General features: G+C 50.2%; 23 protein-coding genes. 10 read left to right on the forward strand and 13 right to left on the reverse strand.

Features of this window, described 5'->3' with window-relative positions:
• Positions 1-192 precede the first annotated feature (192 nt).
• Positions 193-819 carry a PEP-CTERM sorting domain-containing protein gene (locus tag QEH59_RS10715; RefSeq protein ID WP_308985368.1) on the forward strand — a complete coding sequence of 209 codons (627 nt, stop codon included), beginning with the start codon at positions 193-195 and terminating at the stop codon, positions 817-819.
• A gap of 79 nt (positions 820-898) precedes the next feature.
• Here the strand turns inward: QEH59_RS10715 and xerD are convergent, their stop codons facing one another.
• Complete coding sequence (gene xerD / locus QEH59_RS10720; protein ID WP_308985369.1) at positions 899-1,969, reverse strand: site-specific tyrosine recombinase XerD; 1,071 nt, start codon at positions 1,967-1,969, stop codon at positions 899-901.
• Positions 1,970-1,983: 14 nt separating this feature from the next.
• Between xerD and argA the strand changes: the two genes are divergently transcribed.
• Together argA and QEH59_RS10730 are read left to right on the forward strand one after the other, a co-directional pair.
• The gene (argA, locus tag QEH59_RS10725; protein ID WP_308985370.1) at positions 1,984-3,291 is read left to right on the forward strand and encodes an amino-acid N-acetyltransferase; all 1,308 of its coding nucleotides are present in this window, start codon (positions 1,984-1,986) and stop codon (positions 3,289-3,291) included.
• Positions 3,292-3,310: 19 nt separating this feature from the next.
• Positions 3,311-3,649 (forward strand): hypothetical protein, encoded by a 339-nt coding sequence (locus tag QEH59_RS10730; RefSeq protein WP_308985371.1) that lies wholly within the window; start codon positions 3,311-3,313, stop codon positions 3,647-3,649.
• A 43-nt stretch (positions 3,650-3,692) separates the two neighbouring features.
• Here QEH59_RS10730 and QEH59_RS10735 read toward each other — a convergent pair whose 3' ends face one another.
• Complete coding sequence (locus QEH59_RS10735) at positions 3,693-4,355, reverse strand: 4'-phosphopantetheinyl transferase family protein (RefSeq protein WP_308985372.1); 663 nt, start codon at positions 4,353-4,355, stop codon at positions 3,693-3,695.
• 106 nt (positions 4,356-4,461) lie between these two features.
• On the opposite strand from QEH59_RS10735, the gene QEH59_RS10740 reads away from it, so the two are divergent.
• From QEH59_RS10740 to QEH59_RS10760, 5 genes are all read left to right on the forward strand, one after another.
• Positions 4,462-5,616, forward strand: a complete 1,155-nt coding sequence (locus QEH59_RS10740) for a helix-hairpin-helix domain-containing protein (RefSeq protein WP_308985373.1) — start codon at positions 4,462-4,464, stop codon at positions 5,614-5,616.
• Positions 5,617-5,660: 44 nt separating this feature from the next.
• Entirely contained in the window at positions 5,661-6,479 is an 819-nt protein-coding gene (locus QEH59_RS10745) for a PPK2 family polyphosphate kinase (RefSeq protein WP_308985374.1), read from the forward strand.
• A 69-nt stretch (positions 6,480-6,548) separates the two neighbouring features.
• Complete coding sequence (gene rplU, locus QEH59_RS10750) at positions 6,549-6,863, forward strand: 50S ribosomal protein L21 (protein WP_308985375.1); 315 nt, start codon at positions 6,549-6,551, stop codon at positions 6,861-6,863.
• A 28-nt stretch (positions 6,864-6,891) separates the two neighbouring features.
• Positions 6,892-7,146, forward strand: a complete 255-nt coding sequence (rpmA, locus tag QEH59_RS10755; protein ID WP_308985376.1) for a 50S ribosomal protein L27 — start codon at positions 6,892-6,894, stop codon at positions 7,144-7,146.
• Positions 7,147-7,334: 188 nt separating this feature from the next.
• Positions 7,335-7,838 carry a hypothetical protein gene (locus tag QEH59_RS10760; RefSeq protein ID WP_308985377.1) on the forward strand — a complete coding sequence of 168 codons (504 nt, stop codon included), beginning with the start codon at positions 7,335-7,337 and terminating at the stop codon, positions 7,836-7,838.
• Between the two features lie 87 nt (positions 7,839-7,925).
• Here the strand turns inward: QEH59_RS10760 and priA are convergent, their stop codons facing one another.
• The 7 genes from priA to trxB form a co-directional block, all read right to left on the reverse strand.
• Positions 7,926-10,190, reverse strand: coding sequence for a replication restart helicase PriA (gene priA / locus QEH59_RS10765; protein WP_308985378.1), 2,265 nt, complete (start codon positions 10,188-10,190; stop codon positions 7,926-7,928).
• The gene (locus tag QEH59_RS10770; protein WP_308985379.1) at positions 10,177-11,916 is read right to left on the reverse strand and encodes an ABC transporter ATP-binding protein; all 1,740 of its coding nucleotides are present in this window, start codon (positions 11,914-11,916) and stop codon (positions 10,177-10,179) included. The genes priA and QEH59_RS10770 overlap by 14 nt, the downstream gene beginning before the upstream one ends.
• A gap of 31 nt (positions 11,917-11,947) precedes the next feature.
• Positions 11,948-12,313 (reverse strand): tetratricopeptide repeat protein, encoded by a 366-nt coding sequence (locus QEH59_RS10775; RefSeq protein WP_308985380.1) that lies wholly within the window; start codon positions 12,311-12,313, stop codon positions 11,948-11,950.
• Positions 12,314-12,503: 190 nt separating this feature from the next.
• Complete coding sequence (locus QEH59_RS10780; RefSeq protein WP_308985381.1) at positions 12,504-13,619, reverse strand: DEAD/DEAH box helicase; 1,116 nt, start codon at positions 13,617-13,619, stop codon at positions 12,504-12,506.
• Positions 13,620-13,638: 19 nt separating this feature from the next.
• A complete protein-coding gene (mgtE, locus tag QEH59_RS10785; RefSeq protein ID WP_308985382.1) occupies positions 13,639-15,045 on the reverse strand; it encodes a magnesium transporter in 1,407 nt (468 codons plus the stop codon).
• A gap of 48 nt (positions 15,046-15,093) precedes the next feature.
• On the reverse strand, positions 15,094-15,732 hold the full coding sequence (pdxH, locus tag QEH59_RS10790) for a pyridoxamine 5'-phosphate oxidase (RefSeq protein WP_308985383.1): 639 nt from the start codon (positions 15,730-15,732) through the stop codon (positions 15,094-15,096).
• Between the two features lie 32 nt (positions 15,733-15,764).
• Positions 15,765-16,694, reverse strand: coding sequence for a thioredoxin-disulfide reductase (gene trxB, locus QEH59_RS10795; protein WP_308985384.1), 930 nt, complete (start codon positions 16,692-16,694; stop codon positions 15,765-15,767).
• A gap of 129 nt (positions 16,695-16,823) precedes the next feature.
• On the opposite strand from trxB, the gene QEH59_RS10800 reads away from it, so the two are divergent.
• Together QEH59_RS10800 and QEH59_RS10805 are read left to right on the forward strand one after the other, a co-directional pair.
• The gene (locus QEH59_RS10800) at positions 16,824-17,636 is read left to right on the forward strand and encodes a hypothetical protein (protein ID WP_308985385.1); all 813 of its coding nucleotides are present in this window, start codon (positions 16,824-16,826) and stop codon (positions 17,634-17,636) included.
• Between the two features lie 130 nt (positions 17,637-17,766).
• Positions 17,767-18,108, forward strand: a complete 342-nt coding sequence (locus QEH59_RS10805; RefSeq protein WP_308985386.1) for a cupin domain-containing protein — start codon at positions 17,767-17,769, stop codon at positions 18,106-18,108.
• 51 nt (positions 18,109-18,159) lie between these two features.
• Here the strand turns inward: QEH59_RS10805 and QEH59_RS10810 are convergent, their stop codons facing one another.
• From QEH59_RS10810 to QEH59_RS10825, 4 genes are read right to left on the reverse strand one after another with little or no spacing between them, the layout of a single operon-like run.
• Complete coding sequence (locus QEH59_RS10810; protein ID WP_308985387.1) at positions 18,160-19,911, reverse strand: GspE/PulE family protein; 1,752 nt, start codon at positions 19,909-19,911, stop codon at positions 18,160-18,162.
• 45 nt (positions 19,912-19,956) lie between these two features.
• Positions 19,957-21,267 (reverse strand): response regulator, encoded by a 1,311-nt coding sequence (locus QEH59_RS10815; protein WP_308985388.1) that lies wholly within the window; start codon positions 21,265-21,267, stop codon positions 19,957-19,959.
• A gap of 41 nt (positions 21,268-21,308) precedes the next feature.
• Positions 21,309-22,607, reverse strand: coding sequence for a sigma-54-dependent transcriptional regulator (locus QEH59_RS10820; RefSeq protein WP_308985389.1), 1,299 nt, complete (start codon positions 22,605-22,607; stop codon positions 21,309-21,311).
• 26 nt (positions 22,608-22,633) lie between these two features.
• Complete coding sequence (locus QEH59_RS10825; RefSeq protein WP_308985390.1) at positions 22,634-23,146, reverse strand: GspE/PulE family protein; 513 nt, start codon at positions 23,144-23,146, stop codon at positions 22,634-22,636.
• Between the last annotated feature and the right edge of the window lie 118 nt (positions 23,147-23,264).

Genomic DNA, 23,264 nt, shown 5'->3' on the forward strand with positions numbered 1-23,264 from the left:
CGTGTCATACGCCTATTTGGTAATGGGTGGATTCGCGCTTCAGTAAACGCTACTTGAGACCACTACATGCGCATTAATTATGAGAATCGGTATTACTGCAGGTGTGATACAGAATGAATACAATTCTACAGTTGATTATTGGCACGAATACTGCATAGTAAACACCAGACATGACTTCACCCCTGCATGCCTATGAAACTGACACGCATACTCCTCACCGCCACAGTTCTCTGCGGCCTTTCGGCTTCTGCACAAAGTATCGATTTCCAATTTGACGACGATACCATCAATGGCAACCCATCGCTTGGAGCCAGTTTTGAAACAGCTATGGATGGAGCCACAGGTGCGACAGTCTTTGACTTAAGCTCTATCGTCGCTGGCCTGAATCTCACAGTCACTCCCAGTCAATTAGGCATTAGCGATACAAATACTGGCATCGGCATAGACAGTGGGGGCACTCTATCGGCAGCTGGAGATGCGCTCACGTTTTCCTTCAATAAAGCCATTACCTTAGATTTTTTAGACATGGGCAGTTTCACTGGAGATGGCGGAGACTCACTACTGCTCTCTTTCACTAATTCCAATCCTGAAATTACCCTCAACAATGGTGACTTCGACAATAACTCATCGAATACAATCACATTCACTGAGGCGAATGCTTTAGCTGCGAATGAATCATTTAGCATTGCCTGGCTTGATGGCAATTTCGCGATTGAAGCCTTCACAGTCACGATCGTTCCGGAACCAGGAACCTTCGCCCTACTCGCGGGCACCTGCGCCCTAGGCTTCGTCATGCTGCGCCGTCGCACACTTCTGTAATTCATTTTTTAGTCACCTTTTTCACTCATCGCCTGGTTCGTAATATAAAGAGAGAGAGAATCGCTGGCTCGAGCATCATTCACTTCTTAGCGCGAGGATGAAACAGCGCGTGCTCATCTACCAGCCGTTGCGACTGCACAGAGGTGTAAATTTGAGTGGTCGAAATATCTGCATGCCCCAACATCTCCTGAATCGCACGCAGGTCAGCGCCACCTTCCAATAAATGCGTCGCAAAGGAATGTCGTAGTAAATGCGGCTTGATCGGCTTCTTGATGCCCGCCCGACGGGCGTGCTCTTTAACTGAGACCCAGACCATTTTGCGCGAAATCGCACGCCCTTGTTGACTCAAAAAAAGTTCACTCCCGGTGCGCGACTTAACTAAATAAGGGCGTCCACCTGAGAGGTAATTTTGCACCGCCTGAATCGCTGCCCCTCCTATCGGCGCGATCCGCTCTTTCGCCCCCTTGCCTGACACACGCACATAGCCCTCATCTAGATGAATACTTTGCAATAAGATACCACACAGCTCAGAAACACGCAGACCACTACTATAAAAGAGCTCCAAAATAGCGCGATCACGCAGCCCATGTGGGGTGCGATCCGAAGGTGCCAGAAGCAGCCGCTCGACCTCCTCCCGCGTCAGCACCTCAGGCAATCGACGCTCAAGTTTTGGCGCCCCCAGTAGTTCCGTCATATCATCCTTACGTACATTGTCCCGCACGAGATGCTTTGCCAGCATACGCAAAGCTGATAACTTGCGCGCTTGGCTGCTGCGTGCAAAACCGGCACGACTCAGACTAGCCGTCCACGCAGCCACATGCCCCGACTCAACCTGCTGCCAATCATGCACGCCCAACTTAGTTAAAAACCCCACACACTGCGCCAGATCACGGGTATAGGCCGCAAGCGTATTGGCCGCGAGCCCACGCTCAAGTTCCAACCATGCGAGAAAACTCTCCAGCGGTTCGGCGAAGGCAGCTGGGATCTGATCTAAGGGGTCTTTGCTCATACGTAAGGACAGGGCAGGCTTCTCACGCCCATAAAAACAAGTGTCATGTAATAAGGCCCGCTCGAATACAGGCGTGAAAAGTCGCCCCCTAGGATCAACTTGAAAACATGCGCCTTGCAAGCCCGTAGAGGAATCGCACACTGAATGCGCGTATAATGAACACCATCGAGAATAACGAAAACACAATTAAGCCCACCGACCTACGTGGGATTCTTAAATATGTCCCCATGTTTCGGGACCATGTCTTCGTACTCGCGCTGGATGGTAGCCTGGTCGCACATGAAAACTTCCAGAATGTGCTACTAGACATCGCCGTGCTCCGCTCTCTGAATATCAAGGTAGTCCTCGTGCACGGCATCGGCCAACAACTCAAAGCACTCGCCGCCCAAAAGAAAACAGTCATCAGCGATCCTCACGGCGAACAAAGAACGGACACCGCCACCCTCGAACTGGCCACAGAAGCCGCCGCGATTGTCAGTTTACAAGTCATGCAGGGGCTCACACGTAACGGTCTGCGCTGCGCCACATGCAACGGAGTCCGGAGTAAGGAAATCGGAATAGTCAAAGGCGAAGATCAACTCAGCAGCGGCACAGTCGACAAACTGGATGTGGTGTTATTTAATAAACTGCTCGATGCCGATACCATCCCAGTCATTACGCCCATCGCCTTCAGTCGCGAGGGCACCCCGCTGCGAATCAACTCCGACCTACTCGCATCCGAACTGGCCTCCAAGCTAAGTGCCTCCAAGCTAATCTATATGACTACCGAAGAAGGGCTAAAGCTTGATGATCAACCATTAACCAATCTCCCGGTCGCCGACTTGGAACGCCTACTTCAAACAGCAGCCGAAAAAATCCCAGACCGCTTACAGAGCAAATCAAGGCAAGCAGTCAGGGCCATTCATGCGGGCACCCCACGCGCCCACATACTTGATGGCAGAGCCTTTGGGGCATTGCTCAACGAAATTTTCGATAAAGTGGGCATTGGAACCATGGTCTATAGTAATGATTATCAATCCATACGACGAGCAGTTGCCGCCGATGCACACTCAATTTTTAACATCACCCGCAATGCTGTTCGCAGTGAAAGCTTGCGCGAACGTTCACAGGAATCCATCGAAGCCACCATTGACAAATATTTGGTTTACGAAATCGACGGCAGTATCGTGGGCTGTGTCAACCTGAAGAGCTATGACAATGGCGAGGTCATCGAAGTCGGCAGCGTATACGTGCAACCATTCTACCAGAATAAAGGTGTCGGTCGCAAGATGGTAGAATTTGCTTGCGCAGAAGCCAAAACGCGCGGCGCAAAGCGCGTCATCGCAATGACCACCCAAGCCAATAAATTTTTCTCCAAAGTCTGTGGCTTCACAGAGGGCGGCATCGACGATCTGCCTGCTGAACGGCGTGAAGACTACGCCAATAACGGACGAAACTCCAAGGTGCTGCACCTCAGCCTATAGCAACGACTGCATCCACCGTATGGCACCCATGGAACTCTACCACACAACTGACGTCTTCGGTATCACTGAGCTGAATCCAACAGCTGAAAAAATGCGTCACTTACTGGACAGTCTCGATACACAGGACGTACTCGACTGTGAACATCCGGACGTTTCACTGGTGCACGACAGCAGCGGCTGGAGTCTCTCCGTCTACCCCAGCGGTGTAGTCACCTTTGAAAATCTCGACACAGCCGACGAGCCCCCTCGCTATATGAATGGCCTCACCCGCAACCAAGCCTTGACGCTCTGGCTGGAGCTTTCTCGCGGTGAAATCCAACAGATCAGTAGCCGTCCTTGGCGGCGTGACGAGGCTTAATCAAGAGTGCCGGTCCGGCTCGCAAAGCTGGGTCAACGACAATTCATAGCCAGCACAGACTCAACACATAATCGTCGACCAGTCGGAATCTGAAATTAAGATGCTGCAACTCAGTCGCGAATCGTCGCTCCAGTAGTAAAACTCTCGCCACTCCAGACTGCATATCCAATGCTAGCGCCAAATCCTGGAAATTCCCATCAGTGCGGCAATGCGCGAACTGCGCCTTATAAAAGGCCTCCTTCAAACTAAACAACACGGACGCCCGCAGTTGATCGCCCGCCACGAAATCCATTTCCAATGGATGCACCACCTTTTGAATCGCCGCCACACTTAGGCGATTAGTCTTTTCCAAGTCCACCCCCAGCAGACGCGGAGGGGCATTGCGAGTAAGCACTGCCAGCGCAATTCCACGGCTATGCGAGATGCTCCCCAGCACACATTCAGGCCATACAGGCAGTCCCCGAGCGTCCGGCAGCAAATCATCGCAAACAACCTGCAACTGAGCCAGCGCACTGTGCGCGCAGAAACGCCCAGCCGCAAACTCCTGCAGACGATGCACCCCCCAGTCGACACTCCAAGCATGCTCACGCTGCGAAAGCTTCGCGACATGGCTTCCATCCACTGCTGTCACTGCAAAAGCACAGCCCCGCGGGACCAGGGTGCCCAAAGTAGAGCTCAGTTTCGCAATTGTGGATGCAGCCGACATATGGATTCATTTAAACTGGCTGCATATCAGATAGCAAGCCCACCTAAATCAAAGCAGACACAATCCAAGCCTTGCCAGCAGTCCCCCAAACTCTAATACAACCTGTATGCGGATGCTTTTTACACTGCTATGTATTCTCTCGTGGAGCCTCCACTCACGGGCAGCAGAACAAGTCGAAGGCACCTGGGAAGTGCTGGAAGGCTGTCGGCTAGTCAAGGCACACTTTAACGATGGGGACAGCTTTCAAGTCGCTTACCGCAATGAAAAATACAGCTTTCGCCTCTATTTCGTCGATGCACCAGAGACCTCTGAAACGTATATCGATCGAGTCCGCGATCAGGCACGCTATTTCTCCATTCCCGAGCAAGACGTCACCAATACCGGTAAACTTGCGAGCTCCTTCACCCAGAATTTTCTCCGTGGAGAGTTTACTGTGATTACCCAATGGGAAGATGCACGCGGTAGCAGTCACCATCAACGCTACTTCGCTCTCATTCAAAAAGGAGAGCAATTTCTATCCAGCGAATTGATACGCGCAGGTCTGGCACGTCTCTATGGCAAACCCACCGAGAATCGCTGGCCCGGCGGCCTCACTCCCCGCACCTTTCTAGCGCGGCTCAAGGAGCAAGAGCGCAAGGCCCAGCACGAAGAAGACGGCATCTGGGCACTGGCAACAGGTTCGATGCAAATGTCAGGACTTGAAAGTCTGATCCATCGCAGCGGTATCAACTCCAGCGAAATACAGGCACCGCACACCGCTACAGGGACATCACTCAAAGATCGCTTGAATATAAACACCGCGACCAGCGCAGAACTGCAGGAGCTCCCAGGAATCGGCCAAGCCTATGCAGCTCGTATAATTGCCGCTCGCCCCATCGAAAGCATCGAATCTCTGATACAAATACCAGGAATCTCTGCCAATACCTTGGCAGATTTCAGCCACATGATCGTCACAGAAGACCCACCCCCACCAGCCTTCACATTTGCCTTTTACCAAGCCAACATCGAAAAATACCTCAATACCGAAGTCACTGTCCACATCGCTGCAATCACTGCTAGCGATGCCGACAGCCCTGAGAGTTTTCGTGCAGTCCAAGCACACACCGCTTACAATGGTGAAGATGGCGGCGCCATCACAGCCTACATTCCAGACGAATTTTACGACTCATTCATTAATTATTATCGCGAACCAAACCGTGAATTTACAGGCCTGCTCCATACACGCGCAGGCGAAGTCGTCATGGTCTACGTGCGCAAGTGATCCATTATTGACCAATCCAGCCTAGCAAGACTCACTAACCAACAATGAAACTTAGCGACTTTGACGCCTACCGCATAACCAAGACTCAGAATAATGAGATATCAAAGGTTTCCTCGAACCCATGGAAGGACTTACCAACCAGTAAGAGCGATGCAAAAAAAGAGCTAAGCGCTCTGCATGAACGTCTCGCTGAGCTGCAACAGCGCTTCTTTGTCGATCGCCGTAAAAAACTCCTCTTCGTGCTACAAGGCATGGACACGAGCGGCAAGAATGGCACAATTCGCCACGTGTTTCGCGGTGTCAACCCACAGGGAGTCCACGTGGCCAGCTTCGAAAGACCCTCCACTCGTGAACTCGCGCGGGACTATCTTTGGCGTGTTCACAAGCGCACCCCCGCCAGAGGCGAAATCATGATATTCGATCGCAGCCACTACGAAGACGTGCTGGCGGTGCGCGTAAACAAACTGAAGCCTCCCGCCATCTGGCGCAAACGCTACCGCCACATCAACGATTTTGAACAATTGCTCGCGGATGAGGACACTGTCATTTTAAAATTTTTCCTGCATATCGACCGCGACACCCAAAAGCAACGACTCCAGGAACGACTGGATACGCCTGCCAAAAATTGGAAATTTGACCAATCGGATCTCGTCGCCCGCAGTAAGTGGAGCGAGTACGTGGCCGCTTACGAGGAGGTTTTTGCTAAAACCAGCACCTCTTACGCACCATGGTACATCATACCCGCCAATAAAAAATGGGCCCGCAATCTACTAGTCGCCCGTATCGTCGTTAGCTGCCTGGAGGACATGCACCTCAGCTATCCACAAGTCGATTACAACCCATCTGAGATCGTAATTGACTAGATTTAGGAAAATAGACGAAAAAACGTCTTGATTTCGTCGCCAAGCACGATTTGCTCTCCCCCTTTTCCCATGAAAGCCACTATCAAAACACAAGGTCGCCAATTCACCGTAACAGAAGGCGATGTCCTCAAAGTAAACGCCTTCCCAGGAACGGAAGCCGGTGACTCTGTAGACATCAGCGAAGTCCTCATGATCGGTGAAGGTGCGGACGCACGCTTCGGCACTCCTCTGGTCGAGGGCGCATCCGTCAAGGTCACCATTCTCGAAAACAAAAAGGACAAGAAGATCGTCGTCTTCAAAAAGAAGCGTCGCCAAGGCTACAAAAAACGCCGTGGCCATCGCCAGCACCTTTCTGTTATCAAAATCGAATCCATCAACGGATAATTTTTAACCACTCAGGAGATACTGAACGATGTCACATAAAAAAGGACAAGGAACTTCACGTAACGGTCGCGACAGCAACGCAAAGCGTCTTGGCGTCAAAAAATTTGGCGGCGAAGTCGTCGTAGCTGGTAACATCATCATTCGTCAGCGCGGCACACGTTTCCATGCAGGTGCCAACGTCGGCATGGGCCGCGATCACACTCTGTTCGCATTGAAGGACGGCCGTGTTGCTTTCGATAAGCTTCACCGCAAAATCAATGTGATTGAAGAAGCGGTCGCGTAAAGTATACGTATAGACTTTTTAACTAAATCCCATTCCTATTCAAGGAGTGGGATTTTTTTTCGTATAGCCATGGCACTGCCCTTGCGTAGATCCGCACCATTGCAGCGACGACGCGCACCGACAAGCTCCTCACAGTGAAAAATGATTCGACGAACTAGTCCGAATGTTCCACGTTCAAAGTCATTCCGATGGCTATCACACTCGAAGAGCTCCAAAAGCAGCGCCAACAAGTCCAAGCGCACCTACACTGGCTGGACGCAAAAATTGCCGAACAGAGCACCCTGGCACACGACGACACACCCACTGTCTCCACGTCTCCGGCTCAAAATTCTGAGGATGCGGAAAGTAACACAAGCATTCAACTCGAAAAACAATCGGCCTCTCCCAAGCCATTCAATGCCAAGCCAGAGAATGAATCCGACGGTTCGCAAACCGCCTCGCCCCCGCCGCTTCCCTCAGGCGCACAAATCTATACACCCCCAACTGAGTATACACCCCCAACCAAGAAAAGCCCCACATCTGTCACAGAACCGCCCTATCCGCTTGAAAGTGCCACCAGCGACTTCGAAAGCACTTACAAGCCCAAGACACAGAACGACATTCTACGCGCGAAAATTGGTTGCTTGGCCCTCTTCATCGTAGCGGTCTGCATGTTTCTGTTCTTTCTCTTTGGCCTACCCTATCTACTCTAACTGACATAACACGAAACGAATTCTGACACATACATAGTTTGCCCCGACGAGTCAGAGCGCTTCGAGTCGATCAGCTGCTCACTTGACTTAGCTCATATTCATCGGGTCCACATCGATCAAATCGATCACCTCTTTATCCATTTTAAACTGCTGACGCAGAGCGACAAGCTGACTAATCACGCGACTGGCACTCGGCGCAAAATACCATAATTGGAAGCGATACTCATCCCGGATCTTTTCGATCGGAGCAGGCGCTGGGCCACGGATCTCCAATTTCCCATCCATCTCAACCTCCAGCACCTTCAACCACTGATCAATATAAAAATTAACCTTGTCTGGATTGCGCCCTCGAAACAGATGGCGAATCAGGTGCCGAAAGGGCGGATAATTAAATTCACGCCGCTGCTCCAGCTCTTCCAACTGAAAGCCATCAAAGTCCGACTTTCGTGCAAACTGAATTGGCGGCGCATGTGGCGTGCTGGTTTGTATCACGACCTCTCCAGCACGGTCGCCGCGGCCAGAACGCCCAGAGACCTGCACAATCAATTGGAACGTACGCTCAGCAGCTCGAAAATCTTCCACATGCAACGACTTGTCAGCATCAACCAGCCCCACCAAGGTGACATTCGGAAAATCCAAGCCTTTAGCAATCATCTGAGTGCCGACCAATAGGTCAATTTTACCAATTCGGAAGTCATTTAAAATCTTTCGATAAAGATTCTTTTTAGACATCGAATCTGCATCCATGCGCACAATTTTTGCACGTGGTAGAATCTTTTGCACAATGTCTTCAATTTTTTGAGTCCCGAGCCCCTTTTTACGAATATTAATCGACTTACATTCGGGGCATTTGAGTGGCGCCTCACTCTGCTCACCACACAAATGACAACGCAATTTCCCATCTGTGCGGTGAAAGGTCATTGGAATACTACAATGCTTACACGAGGCCACATAGCCGCAGTCCGGACACAGAATACTGGTGGAAAAACCGCGTCGGTTGAGAAAGAGGATGCTCTGCTCTTTTTTTTCGAAACGGTCCACCAGCTTATTGGCCAAGGTACGGGAAATAGGCGAGGCCCCCTTGCCTTGCAAAGCTTCCCGCCGCATATCAATTAAGTGAATTTTAGGCAACTGACGATGATCCACACGATTAAGTATGCGATCGACCGCGTATTTGCCACGCTCGACATTATACAATGATTCAAGTGAAGGCGTCGCGGAGCCCAATACACAGACAGACTTATTAATGTGCGCACGGTACACCGCAACGTCGCGCCCGTTGTAGCGCGGCGACTCCTCTTGCTTATACGAGGGCTCATGTTCTTCGTCGACAATCATGAGCTTTAGATTTTGCACAGGTGCGAACACTGCGGAACGCGCTCCCACGACAACGTGGGCTTCGCCGCTGGCCAGCGCCTTCCACGCGTCGTAACGCTCCCCCTCCGAGAGATGACTATGCCAAACCACCGTGTGCACACCACGCGCCTCAAGCCGCGCACGCACGCGCCCAACAGTCTGCGGCGCCAAAGCCACTTCCGGCACTAAAAAGATAACTCCACCACCTTCGGCCACAATCTTTTCAATGGCATTCAAATACACTTCAGTTTTACCCGAGCCCGTCACGCCATGCAACAGCCGCACACTGAAGGCATCCGCCGAAATCGCACGGTGGATCGCCTTCACTGCAGCATCTTGCTCATCTGTCAATTCTGGACGTGTCTCCGTCACCACGGTCTCCTGGTCCCCCAGCTCATCCTCATAGGCTATACGTTCCTCCTCGGTGTCGGTTTCACGTAAAAAGCCCTTGGCCACCAGCCCATCACATGCCGAAGCACTAATTTTCATAGCCTTGAGAATATCTGCCCTGGGCAAGGGTTTCACCTGCTGACGAATAAACTTAAGGATCGCAGCCTGCTTAGGCGCTCGTGTCATTAATGCTTCAAGCTCTGCTGTAGTAGGTGCCTTACCTTTAGAAATATAACGACGCGTCTTCGGTTTCATGCCCTTTCGAATCGCGGCTGGAATCATTGTTTCCAATATCGCCTCGGGAGTAGAGGCATAATACTGCTGTGCCCAACGAAAGAGCTCCATTAAATCCGGCGTCAATACTGGATAAGGCTGCACGACTTCGAAGAGCATTTTAAGCTTTCCCGGTGGCACCACTTGGTTCGTACCCAGGCGTGTCACGACGCCCAACTCACTGCGTCGACGCAGCGGAATACGTACCAATGAACCGAGTTGCAGCATCGCTTGGCAGGCAGGTGGCACCGCGTAGGCAAGTGCCTTATCAAATCCTGACAGGGCAATCACTTCAACGATGGTCGTTGTTGGTTTCGGCTTAGGCTTGGGCATCCAGTAAGTCTTTAAAGGCCCCCTCTTGAGCAGCAAGCTCATCCCAAGTACCTTCACTAATACACTCGCCAGCCTTGAGTACGATAATACGGTCCGCACTACGAATGGTACTTAAACGATGCGCAATCGTAATGGTGGTGCGGCCCTGGGCTAAGTACTCAATGGCAGCTTGCACTGACTTCTCACTCTCATAATCAAGCGCACTGGTGGCTTCGTCTAAAATCAAGACCCTGGGGTTGCGCAATAAAGCCCGTGCAATCGCAATCCGCTGACGCTGTCCACCAGAAAGACTGACACCACGCTCACCGACCTTAGTTTGAAAACCTTCGGGGAGTGCTTCTATAAACTCAAGTGCACTGGCATGCCGTGCAGCCTCGCGAACCTCAGCTTCCGTAGCTCCAGGCCGTCCGAAACGAATGTTATCCAGCAGCGTGCCAGAGAGCAGTAAATTATCCTGCATCACAATGGCACACTCCTGACGGAACTCGCGAATGGCTAAGTCCGACTGAGACACTCCGTCGATCAGAATTTCGCCATCGATTGGCGCATAAAAGCCAAGCATTAAACTGACCATGGTACTCTTCCCCGAGCCACTGGGACCCACAAAAGCAACATGCTCGCCCGGGCGTATGATGGTAGAAAAGTTCCGTATAGTACGATGCTCTTTCTCCTTATCGTAGGCGAAACTAACATTACGAAATTCAATTTCGCCACGCATAGGCTCCAGCACACGCGTGCCCTGCCATTCCTCAACGTACGCGGAATCCATCAGCTCCTTAATACTTTTATAACTTTCAGCTCCGAGCAGGTATTGCATGCTGAATTGAGTAATCATATTCACAGGCGCGAGGCAGACCGGCAGCGCCCCCACCAATGCCACCATCGCACCCAGCGTCATTTTATCTCCAATCACAAGCCATCCACACAGCGCCACCGCAAACAGGGACAAGGAAGTCACCACAGTAAATAAAATATACCCCAGCGACTGATTCAACTGCATCTGCGAAATGCGCTTGGCACTGTACGCATCGCTCACCGCCCCCATCTGCTTTTTCGCCTCCTGCTCTTGACCGTATCCACGCACCAACTTAATCGCTGAGATAAATTCATTTGCCTGCCCGGTCATCCGCTCACGCGCCACACGCACCTCATGGTTATTAAATTCAATTTGCCGGAAAAAGTAGATACGCACCATTGCAAAGATCGGAATACTGACCAACACAATCAACAGCAGCCAGATATTGATGTAGGCTAAGGCCATGATTAACAAAAATGAGCGCAGCAACTCTGGAATGATCCCAGTCACAATCTGTATCACCGTCGCTTCAATATTATTAGTATCAAAAGCATATTTTGACAGCAATCGCCCCGTCTGGATCGAATCCAAGAACCCGAAATGCATGAAGTTCAGCTTATGAAAAATCCGACTTCGCAAGCGGCGAAAAATCTCCTGTGACTGCGTCGATAAATTGTTCACTGCGATCCGCATCGATACGAAATGCACAATCAACAGTGTTAGCGATAGCCCTGTATAATAAAAGACTCCCGTTAGATTGTCCTCAGGAATCGCAACGTCCACAATGCGTTGAGATAAGATTGGAAAAGGCGTAATCGCCAAAATACTCAGGATACGCCAGAACATATAAGTCCTCAACGCGCCTTGCTGACTCCAAATGAAGCCACGCAACGTATTCCTATGAAGACCGATCGATTGGTGCGGATGCATAACTCATACAATCAGATAAGGTCACAAAGCATTAGCCAATCTTCAAATCTATCAATAACTGGTGAAAACCAGCATATTCATGTAGTCCACTCAAATCCGGGTCGTGCTGCATCCAATCGAAATCCTTATAACCGAAAGAAATTGCAGTTCGCAGCACCGCAACAGCTTCTGCATTCCTCCCCTTGAGACACAAGCTACAAGCCAAATTGTAGTGTGCCGTAGGATCCTTGGGGTTTAAACGCACCAACTTTCGGTCCATCTTCAGCCCGGAATCAATATGGCCCGTCTCAGTGTAAATATGAGCCAAAACGGAGGCGACTCGCACATCTTTGGGCATGCGACGATGCAGGCTTTCAAAAAAGCTCATCTCAAAATCAAGATCGCGACGAATAGACATATCACCAAGTGAAAACCACTCCTAGCATGGAGCAAGACCCATCTATTAAAGAAGTGCATCGACATTCCTTAAAACTCCAGGCTCATCAACGAGCTCCTCGCAGAAGCCCCTAAGGCACTATAAATAAGCTAGTTAGAAACCAAAAAAGACCTTCTCCATTACATTTATTTAGAAGCAATTTCCCCTGCCTCTAATCTACTAAAGTGAAGTTCAGCCCCAATGACTGCTCTAACTTAGTAATTTGCCCACGCTCATTGGGCTCGATCAAAGTCAACGATACGCCCTTCTTCCCCGCACGCGCGGTGCGCCCACTGCGGTGGGTGTAATATTGAATCGCATCAGGCAACTGATGTTGAATCACAAAAGACAAGCTCTCTACATCGATACCACGCGCAGCTACATCGGTCGCAATTAAAAACTGTGTGCGTGCCTTCTTGAAAGCACGCATCACCTTGTCACGGTCGCGTTGGCTGAGGTCGCCTTGAATCACACCGACCGAAAGGCCGGCTTTTTCCAATTCTTCACCCATGCGAATCGCTCCAGCCCTCGTACGACAGAAAATCAACCCACGCTCACTGCCCTGCTCTTTTAAATAATTAATAATAAAGGCATCCTTTTCCTCACGAGCGCAAATCGCAAATTGGTGGTCGATATTACGATTTACAATCTGCTTAGGTTCCACTTGCACCCGATGAGCGCTGGCCGACATATGATCCGAGATCAAGCCCTGCACACGCTTCTGAAAGGTCGCCGAAAAGAGCCAAGTCGCCTGGCGGTTGCGAGTCGCTTTAAAGATAGCCCCCAGTTCCTGCTGAAAGCCCATGCTGAGCATTTCATCGGCCTCATCCAGAACGAGATACTGCACACCGTCCAGCTGTAGTCCGGCTTTCAATAAATCCATTAAGCGTCCCGGAGTGGCGACAAGAACCGGTGTGGGCCGGCTCAAGCGTTGAATCTGATCCTCAAGCTTGTCCCCGCCAGCGGCAACCTCGACAAAAATCTTTGGCTCACTAAATTTGGTAAAACGAAAAAGCTCTTTCCCGATCTGTTTGGCCAACTCACGCGTCGGCGCGATAATCAGTCCCTGAATTTTATCTATGGCAGGATCAACCTGCATCAACAGCGGCACACCAAAGGCAGCGGTTTTCCCAGTGCCTGTCTGCGCTTGCGCAATCAGGTCACTGCCCTCCTGTAACAAAAACGGTATGACCGCATGTTGTACTGGGGTAGGCACCTGAATCCCCAGCTGATCCAGGCCTTTAACGAGATCGGCACGTACGCCGAGTGATTTGAAATTTTCTGCCATAGCGAGATTATTAATGTAATTATGATAAAATCGCCACTGCGATTGAAAAGTAAATGGTCAGCCCAATCGCATCCATTACAGAGGTAATTAAAGGGCTACTGGCGACCGCGGGGTCGAGCTTAAATTTACTCAGCGTGAAAGGTAATAATACCCCAAGCAAATTAGCGACCAACACAATACTAAGCATGCTCAGGCCCACAACTAGAGCCACCTCCATACCGCTGCGATAAATTCCAAGCAGCCAGGTAAGCCCTCCCATGGCCAGTCCCAACATCAACCCAACAAACACCTCCTTACATAGGGCTTGCCACCAGCCATCCAGCTTCAAGTCCCCCGTAGACAAGGCACGTACCATCAACGTGGCCGATTGCGCACCCGTATTCCCTCCGCTGGCAATTAAGAGTGGCATGAAGAGTACCAGCGCCACGTAGGTCTGCAGATATTCTTGATAATTTGAAATGACCGCGGCCGAGAGCAAATTGACAAAAATCAAAATAACCAGCCATCCAATGCGCTTCTGAAACAAAACCGTAGGGGCTGCCGCCGTATAATTCATCTCCAAAGGAGTCACCGCAGCCCCCTTGTGAAAATCTTCCGTTGCCTCTTCTTCGGCCACATCCATGATATCATCCACGGTCACGATACCGACCAGCACCCCTTCCGAATCGACAACTGGCAGCGCATTCACGTCATAACGCTGAATCTGCTCCACGGCGACTTCGCGATCGTCGTAAGCGGACAGGCAGACAAACTGATAATTTAATATCTCTGAAATAATCGTCGAAGGTGGCAACATAATCAGACGACGCATGCGCACGATATCCACTAACACCCCATTACCATCGGTGACGTATAATATATTAAAAATCTCACTATCGCGCCCGTATTTCCGAATATGCGCCAAAGCATGATCACAGGTCCATTCAGCACGAATCCGAATATAATCCGGCGTCATCAAGCGGCCGACACTCTCTTCAGGATAACCTAACAACTGGCGTGATTCGGCCAAATCCTCGGGGCTCAGCAATTGCATCAAGCGCCGCGTCACGGTGGCTGGCAACTCTTCCAGCATGGCCGTGCGATCGTCGGGGCTCAGATCTGCCAGAAGCACACGTGTATCTGCATCAGTCAAAGCCTCTAAAAATGCATCCTGATCCTCTGGTTCAAAATAGGCAAATACATCGGCTGCTCGATCCCGTGGCAGCGCACGATAAACCAAAATTTGATGCGGCTTGTCCAATCGCAGAATAAAGTCAGCCACCTCGGGATTGGCCCAGTTCTTCAATTCCTCAGAGATCGGCTTGATGTGCCCACTGGCAATCACGCGCTCCATCTTGGAATCAATCTCTGTATTTTCGTCCACCATCGTACTGTTGGTAATAGAAGCCGCCGCTGAGGAGTAAAGCGGGAAAAATGAACGTCTCACACTGAACGTCCAAGGTGAACGTCGAATTCTGAAGGTCCAACTCCCCAGTTACGGAGCCAACCGCTGCGCACGCCACTGCCCCGACTTATCGCGCTGGTACATAAAACGATCGTGCAGACGATTGGCTCGCCCCTGCCAAAACTCAAAGGACTCAGGCACGATGCGGTAACCGCCCCAATTATCAGGCAAGGGCACTTTTCCTTCAGCAAACTTGCGCTTCATCTGATCAAGTTTGGTCTCCAAAATACTCCGCGAGGTAATGATCTGACTTTGAGGTGAAGCCCACGCCCCAAGCTGGCTACTAAATGGGCGACTCAGGAAATATTTAAGCGATTCGGCCTTGGTCACACGCTCCACACGACCGATCACATTGACCTGCCGCTGCAGTGGTAACCACAGGAAATTGGCCGCAGCCTGAGGATTGGCCTCTAGCTCAGCCGCTTTGCGACTCTGATAATTGGTATAAAAAGTCAGCCCATTTTCGGAAAAGTCCTTGAGCAATACGACACGCGTGCTTGGTAGGCCATTGGCATCCGCCGTCGCTAAGCACATAGCATTCGGCTCTTCTAGATCGCACTGCTCAGCCTCGCGAAACCACAGCTCAAACTGCGCAAAAGGGGATTCCAACAAATCGCTTTCGCTGAAACTGTCCTTAGTATAGCTTTGCCTGAGATCAGAGAGGTCCATGACTTGAATTTTTTATACGATCAACAGCCTGGTTAAGCTTGCTCAGCCAACCAGCGCTCCGCTTCGATCGCGGCCTGACAGCCCATACCCGCGGCGGTGATCGCTTGGCGATACACATGATCCACACAGTCACCCGCAGCATAAAAGCCTTCGTATTGAGTCTTCACTTGGCTTCCCGCCATTGGTACAACGTAGCCATCGCTATCCCGCTCTAACAGACCATCGACAAAATCTGTATTCGGAATATGACCAATTGCAATAAAAACGCCCTTACAAGGGATCTCACGCGTCTCGCCAGTTAACGTATCTTGAACACAAATCGCACGCGTAAACCCCTTTTCATCCGCTAAAATCTCAGTTGGTGCGCTATTCCAAGCCATCTCGATCTTCTCGTGTGAAGTGGCACGATCCGCCATAATCTGTGAAGCCCGCAACTCATCACGACGATGAATTAAAGTCACTTTCGAGCAGAAACGTGTCAAAAAGAGCGCCTCCTCCGCGGCAGAATCACCGCCACCGACCACCACGACTTCCATGTCGCGATAAAATGCACCATCGCAAGTCGCACAGGTTGTCACGCCTTTGCCACCATACATTTCCTGCTCCCCCGGGATACCCAGCAAACGTGGTCGGGCTCCTGTGGCCACAATGACCGCTTTGGCTTCGAAGACTTTATCGCCCGCATACAACTTCTTCACACCATCGACAATCTCAATTTTATCCACTTTGGCATGTTCATAGCGCGCACCAAAACGAGCCGCCTGCTTACGCAAGTTATCCATCATCATGTACCCATCGATCCCCTCAGGAAAACCTGGGAAATTTTCGACTTCGGAAGTCGTCGTAAGCTGACCTCCAGGCTGTGCTCCTTCCAGAACAAGTGGGTTCAGTTGTGCCCGCCCGGTATAAATGGCTGCAGTGAGGCCGGCACAGCCGGTTCCGAGAATGATGACATCTTCCATGTTAGTAAATAGTAGTCTAAAGTGTTGAAAAGTAGCCGAAGATGAAGCGAGCGCGCCGATTCTCAACCAAAATTTGAATTTCTCTGTCGGTTTGCCTTTCGCCACTCTTGAAGTATACTCATTGCCACCATGAAATCCTACCTCCGCTTCGCTCTCCTCATCTGCTTATCACTCCCGCTGCCACTGTCTGCTGTAGCAATCAAGAAAGGCGATAGCACAGAACAAGTCATTGAAACATTAGGCAAACCCATGGGCACAATTGAGTTACGTCAAAAAACTCTACTACTCTACCCCCAGGGAGAAATTACTCTAACCCAAGGGTCCGTCACTGAAATCGATTTGATGAGCGATGAACAGTTTGCAAAGGATCAGGAGCGACTGCGCCTCGAACGCGAGGAATGGCTGGCCGACCAGGAACGTCGCCAAGCTGCTCATACAAAGGAAGGCCTGTCTATCCGTGCAGACAAAATGGCAAGTCGGGAATTTGCGACCCGCTCTGCCAAGGAACAGCTGGATTACTGGCGCAGTTTCCAAATTCGATATCCTGAGGTCGATGTAACTGAACAAATCTCCTCCTCGCTGGCCGGCTATGAGACGGAACTCACTGAACTCCGCAGCCAACAACGTATCGCAGAACTAGAAGCACGCGTCGCTCAAGCCGAAAAAGCGGCCGCGAGCGCTCGCCTAGAAACCGAAAAATTACGCCAGGAAACAGAACGTAGCGAACGCAGCCGCAATAATGGTCTAAGCTATTACACCGATCCGGTTATAGATAGTCGCTACTATTATCGGCCACCTACAATCACGATTCACACCAGTGGTCAGAAAAAAGCTGAGCATTCGCCCCGCCGCCGGAATGGAGTCTACCGCTACGACGATGGCCCCAAAGAAAGCGTCGCCGAACGAGCCACACGTATTCTGAACGAAGCGACGGGTCAGTAGCAGATGGATGTGGCAGGCGCATCTAATCTTACCTCCCCACATCAATGACGTACGCCTGACACTGTAAAAGCCTCCACTTTATTAATGACTAAGCAGCAGTTATGCGTAAATTAACCATATGATCAAAAACGTGCATAAAGTAATTCCAGAAATCGCTGAAGGCGTCCGCGGTGGCACCGGCAGTGTGACCGCCCATAAACTACTCGACCTCTTCCCTGGTAGCGCAATCAAAAGTGTCGGCGTCGTACGCCTGGAACCCGGTGCCAGCGTAGGCGATCACTCCCATCAAAACGAAGAAGACTTTTACTACTGTATCTCAGGCACTGGTGTCGTAGTCGACAACGGTAGCGAACATCCTTTCACCCCTGGCACATTACAAATTACGCGCAGTGGCGAGTCACAGGCAATTCGCAATACTAGCGAAACCGAATTGGTCTTCTTGGGCGCCCTGATTGCCACACAAGAAATTTAGTCGGATACGGCAGCAACGCCCAAGAATAGCCGGGCTCTTCAGCGCCCCTCCTTAGGCAGGTTCCACTACATTGTGATCCACCTCATATTCTTCCATATCCGGCGGTACCGTTGAAATGGCCTCACTCATAGTGGTCAGACCCTCTTTCACTTTCAGCATGCTATCCTGGTGTAAGGTCATCATCCCGTTACGCATTGCAATACGCTTGATCACGGCAGCCTCTTCTCCAGCATTGATTGCCTTAATCAATTCTTCACTGGTTGACATCAGCTCGTGAATACCGACACGTCCCTTATATCCATTACCGCCACAACTCGGGCAACCATCCTCGCTCGCCCCCGGAACTCGTCCTGTCCAACTGAGCGCACGCTGCATAATCTCTGCTTCATTCCCCTCCTGCAGGTAATTTCGCTTACATGATTTACACACGCGTCGCATCAAGCGCTGTGCGCACACACAAATCAATGAGGCAGAAATCATGAAAGGTTCTATCCCCATTTCCGTCAGTCGAGAAACCGTCGTCGGCGCATCGTTCGTGTGTAATGTACTAAAGAGCAAGTGCCCGGTCAAAGCCGCTTCCACTGCAATCCCCGCAGTCTCACGGTCTCGAATTTCTCCCACCAAAATAACATCCGGATCCTGACGCAAGAAACTACGCAACGCGGAAGCAAAGGTCAGACCGATCTTACGTTGCATCTGCATCTGCAAAAGCCCTGGCAAAGTATACTCAATCGGATCCTCAGCGGTACGAATACAAATATCTGCCGTATTAATCTCATTCAACGCAGAATAAAGTGTCATCGACTTACCCGAACCAGTCGGTCCACAGTGCAAAATCATACCATATGGCCGCTGAATTAAATCCCGGTAAAGCCTTAAATTACGGTCTGAAAAACCAAGCGCAGGCAAAGGCAAGGTGCTCTTCTGCTTATCTAGTATGCGCATAACGATGCCCTCGCCATGATTTAATGGCGCAGTGGACACACGTAAGTCGACATCGATGCCCTTCTTATTGTACTGTTTAAATATAATACGCCCGTCTTGCGGCATGCGTTTCTCTGCGATGTCCAGTTGCGCCATCACCTTCAAACGTGCCAACAAAGCTCCCGAAGCTGCCGGCGGAATCGTCAATCGATTCAGCAAAACACCATCCACTCGAACCCGCACTCGCGTCTCTTTCTCAAACGGCTCGATATGAATATCACTAGCACCTGCAAAATATGCTTCTTCTACAATCCGATTCGCCAACTTGATGATCGGAGCCGACTCCTCATCTGAAAAGTCTTCTTCATCAATCTCATCATCACTCTCGTAATCAGCTCCCAACGCTTCGACCACATCTCCAAAACCGACGGCTTGGTGCTGATCATTCTTATCAACAATAATCTTATCGATTTCAGACTGAAGACCGAGTAACACACTCACCTTCATCCCGGAAACCTCTTGCACCTTACTGGTGACTCGCAGATCAAAGGGATTACTTAATGCAATGATAATATAATCTCCCGCAAATCCGAGCGGCAGCACCTTGTGTTCCTGACAAAAATCCTGATCTAGTTTGGAGAAAGTCGTCTCCGTCAGCATGCAGTGTTTGATATTAATCGGAGTCAGTTCAAACGCGCGACTCTTGGCAAAAAGTAACTGATATTGTGTAATTTTATAATCAGTCGCCAATAAGGTTTCGATGGCCTCACCAGATAGCTCCTCATCCGTCTCAGTAATATTCTTAAATTGTGCATCGGTCAAATGACCCATCTGAAGCAAATTCTCCAGGATAGCAGTTTGGATACGAGCAAGAGCCATAATTTAAGAATCGTTAAAAATAAAAGAATGCAGAAGCGCGAACAATCAGAAGCGATTCAACTCAGAGCGCAACAAGGGCATATTATAAAGATCATCCTTGGTCTGAACGGAAGGGTCGAGCTCGAGCTTCTTTGCTAGCTCCGCAGCCGTCAACCCTCCCTCCTCAAGTTGCTCTTTCAGGTAACGGCATTGCTCAGTCTTCATCAATGTCGCAATCCGCTGATCAGGCGCAACCACCTCGAATTCAGTTTCCAAAACAGTGTTCAGCACTTCCAGCGTAATGAACTCGTCGGCGCTGGCATTCACGGCAGCGGACACGACTTCCTGTAATTGCTTAAAATTGCCGGGCCAGTCATAAGAGAGCAGCACGTAAACCGCTTCCGGGGTAAACTCAGCGCCTTGGCTGCGCCCGGCACGCTCTGCTGAGATACGAGCAGTGCGGCGCGCATAAACCGCAATGTCACTCGGACGAAGACTCAGCGATGGCAACACCACCCCACATTCTGCAGCCGCCGCTACAAATTCTGAAGTATCGGCACGCTCAGCATTCACAATATAAACCAATAGCAATGGCTCAGAGCCCTCGAGCTCACGCAGTGCCAGCTCTGTCAATTTATGAGCGCGCGCGATATCCGAAAGCGAATTTATCCGCACACCGATCAGACGGCTCTTTTCAAAGTCAGCCAGCACTTCACGCAGCTTGACTATGGCTGCTTCATTCGTATCCGGCAGTGCAAGCACCTCCACGGGCATGTCTCCATTACCACGCCAATTTGAGAGATCCTTGATCGCTAACTCAGCATCGCCCCCAACAGACTCCAAGATAAAGAGCTCGCGAGCTTCTTTGGCAATGACCCATGCATTCTGCAAAAAACGGTTTGATAAGAAATTACTGGCACTGAAAAACCTCGGCTCCTCTGGATAACTATGCGCGACTCGCTCCGATGCAAGCGAAGCGCCTTCCTGCACAAATTGCTCTTTTTCAATATCGGTCATGGGAGCTGAAAAACGCGCTACATGCTGTAAGAAAACCTCCGTATCCAAGGGTTTCTCCATGACCAAGGTAACACTCATATTCGCCACTTTGACCAATTCTGGCGTATTCATGAGACCAGACACCAAAATAAAGGGTAAATTAGGATACAGCTCCCGTGCCTTCTTCAAAAAGTCGGCCCCGTCCATCACAGGCATCTTATAATCTGAGATCACCAGATCATAAGGAATCTCCTCCAACTGCGTAATTGCCCGCTCAGGGCGAGTTGCCATGTCAACACGATAACTATTCTCACGGAGTAAATCCTGCAGCATTTCTGCGTAATTCTCTTCGTCATCTAAAACTAGTATTCGTCCGGCCATATATATAATTCTGTAAGTGTTCTAAAAAAGCAGTGAACCAACTATTTCATTTTCGCTTCAATCGAAATCACATCAGTGCCAAAAAAACTGGCAGTCTGACTGCGATCCCCTCCAAAAAGAATAGCAACCGCTCGCAAATAGTCCACCTGTTGACTGGAAAGATGCGATTCGAAAAGAGTGCGTTGCGAGGCCCCTTCAGTGACTTGAAGTGCCGATTTTACCGTAGCATGGGTAATCACATCGCCCGGATGTTCTTCGACGATCTGACGTACTATCTGGCGCAATTCTTCAAAATTCCGCTCCCACTTGTGCTGACGAAATAAATCGCGCGCAGAACGCTCAAAACGAGGTACGGACGCAAGCGCCTGCTCACGCGCCACCTCAACGACCAACTGCTGAGCCATCACCCCAACATCTACCTGACATTCACGCAGCGGTGGCACACGCACTTCCGCCGTCCCCATCAATATATAGAGATTCTCGTCGATCAAGCCCTCATCAAATAACGAATCTAAATCACCACTCACGCAGAATATTGTCCGTAACGAAACACCGATATCTTCAAAGACCCCTTCGTGCTTGGAGAGTGCAGTCGCCAATGTTTTCTGCGCAGCACTCATAGTCTCCAACTCCAACAATACACAAGTCACTCGCTCCGCACCTGCACGCTTGGCGGCATCAATTAAAGTCAGCGCCTGCTCTTGATCGAACGCACTCGCACTCAGAAAGATAAATTGCTCGGCACTACTTTCATAAAAGCCCTGGATATCTTCACAAATGCTGCGGTAATGCATACCAGGCTCCCCAATCAAAGATAGCGTGGATTTAAAATTGCGCAAACTATACAGACGCTCCGCAAACGCAGCTGAAGCCCCCGATTTGCAAGGATAAGAACGAAATGCAAAACCTAACTTCGCACTCACATCGCTGCCTAGTCCATCCTCGATGCCGCCAGCAGGCGCACTCTCCAATTTCTTGGCCTCTTCAATCAATTCAGCCGTTCGCTCCAATAAGGAAAAAATATTCAAGGGTTTGAGAAAAACGCCGCCGACGCCCTCACTAATTAACTCACGAATGGTGTCGTTCTCCAAATAACCGGACACCATGATCACAGGTACCTCAGGCTTGAGTTGCTTGATCACCTTCATGTATTCCGCTCCCGTCATTTCCGGCATCTTGTGATCCGTCACCACTAGATCATAATCAGTATCGCGGAAGACGTCCACCGCCTCAATAGGATCAGTCAATGACGTCACTACGTAATCGGCTTGCTCGAAAATATCAGTCAGCAGACTGTTAAAGTCTGCATCATCATCTAGAATTAAAACGCTGTATGGCATATAAAGTTGAGTCGACTCGTTGAAAATTATAATTCGTCCTTAGCCGTGTCTTCGGCTTCGTGGATCTCCTCGATACGCTCAAGTGCGCGACTGAATGAAGATGTTGATGTTCCATACCAGATCACACGACCGTCGAGTACACTTTCCCAATGCTTAACCACAGGTGCACTCATGTAGTAACAAGTAGCCACCATATAGGTGCCCTCTACATAATCAAATGGAACCGTAGAGGAAGCCCAGCACAGCGATAAATCCACATTCATCGGGCGCAATGACTGCAATTCGACATAGGCCAAGTCAATTAACCCCAGTTTTTCCTCTTCCACTAAATACTCCAATAACTTTGCTTCTTCGAGCTTTTTAAGCTCAAACAAAAGAGTCGAAAGAATCGATGCACGTTTCAAATCGGCCGATTGAATCGCCTCCATAAACTTGCCATTGGCTTCTTCCAGATCAGACGAAGAGACCAGCCCCTTGTCGACAAGGGCAGAACCTAAGAAACGATTACTACGGAGAATTAAGGCGCGGTGCTGCTGCATGGTTAAATTTCTCAGTAAACATGCGGCACGATCGCCTGCAAGGTCAAGACATCAGAAGCGTGAATCCATACGAAAAATCCTACTATACTAAATTCGTAAATTTATAGTTAAAAGGGAG

Origin of the sequence: Thalassobacterium sedimentorum (assembly GCF_031127905.1) — a bacterium.
Taxonomy (GTDB): Bacteria; Verrucomicrobiota; Verrucomicrobiia; order Opitutales; family Coraliomargaritaceae; genus Thalassobacterium; species Thalassobacterium sedimentorum.

Coding starts and splice junctions, on each gene's coding strand:
- QEH59_RS10715 (WP_308985368.1), top strand. CDS start 193: ATGAAACTGACACGCATACTCCTCACCGCCACAGTTCTCTGCGGCCTT.
- argA (WP_308985370.1), top strand. CDS start 1,984: ATGAACACCATCGAGAATAACGAAAACACAATTAAGCCCACCGACCTA.
- QEH59_RS10730 (WP_308985371.1), top strand. CDS start 3,311: ATGGCACCCATGGAACTCTACCACACAACTGACGTCTTCGGTATCACT.
- QEH59_RS10735 (WP_308985372.1), bottom strand. CDS start 4,355: ATGTCGGCTGCATCCACAATTGCGAAACTGAGCTCTACTTTGGGCACC.
- QEH59_RS10740 (WP_308985373.1), top strand. CDS start 4,462: ATGCGGATGCTTTTTACACTGCTATGTATTCTCTCGTGGAGCCTCCAC.
- QEH59_RS10745 (WP_308985374.1), top strand. CDS start 5,661: ATGAAACTTAGCGACTTTGACGCCTACCGCATAACCAAGACTCAGAAT.
- rplU (WP_308985375.1), top strand. CDS start 6,549: ATGAAAGCCACTATCAAAACACAAGGTCGCCAATTCACCGTAACAGAA.
- rpmA (WP_308985376.1), top strand. CDS start 6,892: ATGTCACATAAAAAAGGACAAGGAACTTCACGTAACGGTCGCGACAGC.
- QEH59_RS10760 (WP_308985377.1), top strand. CDS start 7,335: ATGGCTATCACACTCGAAGAGCTCCAAAAGCAGCGCCAACAAGTCCAA.
- priA (WP_308985378.1), bottom strand. CDS start 10,190: ATGCCCAAGCCTAAGCCGAAACCAACAACGACCATCGTTGAAGTGATT.
- QEH59_RS10770 (WP_308985379.1), bottom strand. CDS start 11,916: ATGCATCCGCACCAATCGATCGGTCTTCATAGGAATACGTTGCGTGGC.
- QEH59_RS10775 (WP_308985380.1), bottom strand. CDS start 12,313: ATGTCTATTCGTCGCGATCTTGATTTTGAGATGAGCTTTTTTGAAAGC.
- QEH59_RS10780 (WP_308985381.1), bottom strand. CDS start 13,619: ATGGCAGAAAATTTCAAATCACTCGGCGTACGTGCCGATCTCGTTAAA.
- pdxH (WP_308985383.1), bottom strand. CDS start 15,732: ATGGACCTCTCTGATCTCAGGCAAAGCTATACTAAGGACAGTTTCAGC.
- trxB (WP_308985384.1), bottom strand. CDS start 16,694: ATGGAAGATGTCATCATTCTCGGAACCGGCTGTGCCGGCCTCACTGCA.
- QEH59_RS10800 (WP_308985385.1), top strand. CDS start 16,824: ATGAAATCCTACCTCCGCTTCGCTCTCCTCATCTGCTTATCACTCCCG.
- QEH59_RS10810 (WP_308985387.1), bottom strand. CDS start 19,911: ATGGCTCTTGCTCGTATCCAAACTGCTATCCTGGAGAATTTGCTTCAG.
- QEH59_RS10815 (WP_308985388.1), bottom strand. CDS start 21,267: ATGGCCGGACGAATACTAGTTTTAGATGACGAAGAGAATTACGCAGAA.
- QEH59_RS10820 (WP_308985389.1), bottom strand. CDS start 22,607: ATGCCATACAGCGTTTTAATTCTAGATGATGATGCAGACTTTAACAGT.
- QEH59_RS10825 (WP_308985390.1), bottom strand. CDS start 23,146: ATGCAGCAGCACCGCGCCTTAATTCTCCGTAGTAATCGTTTCTTAGGT.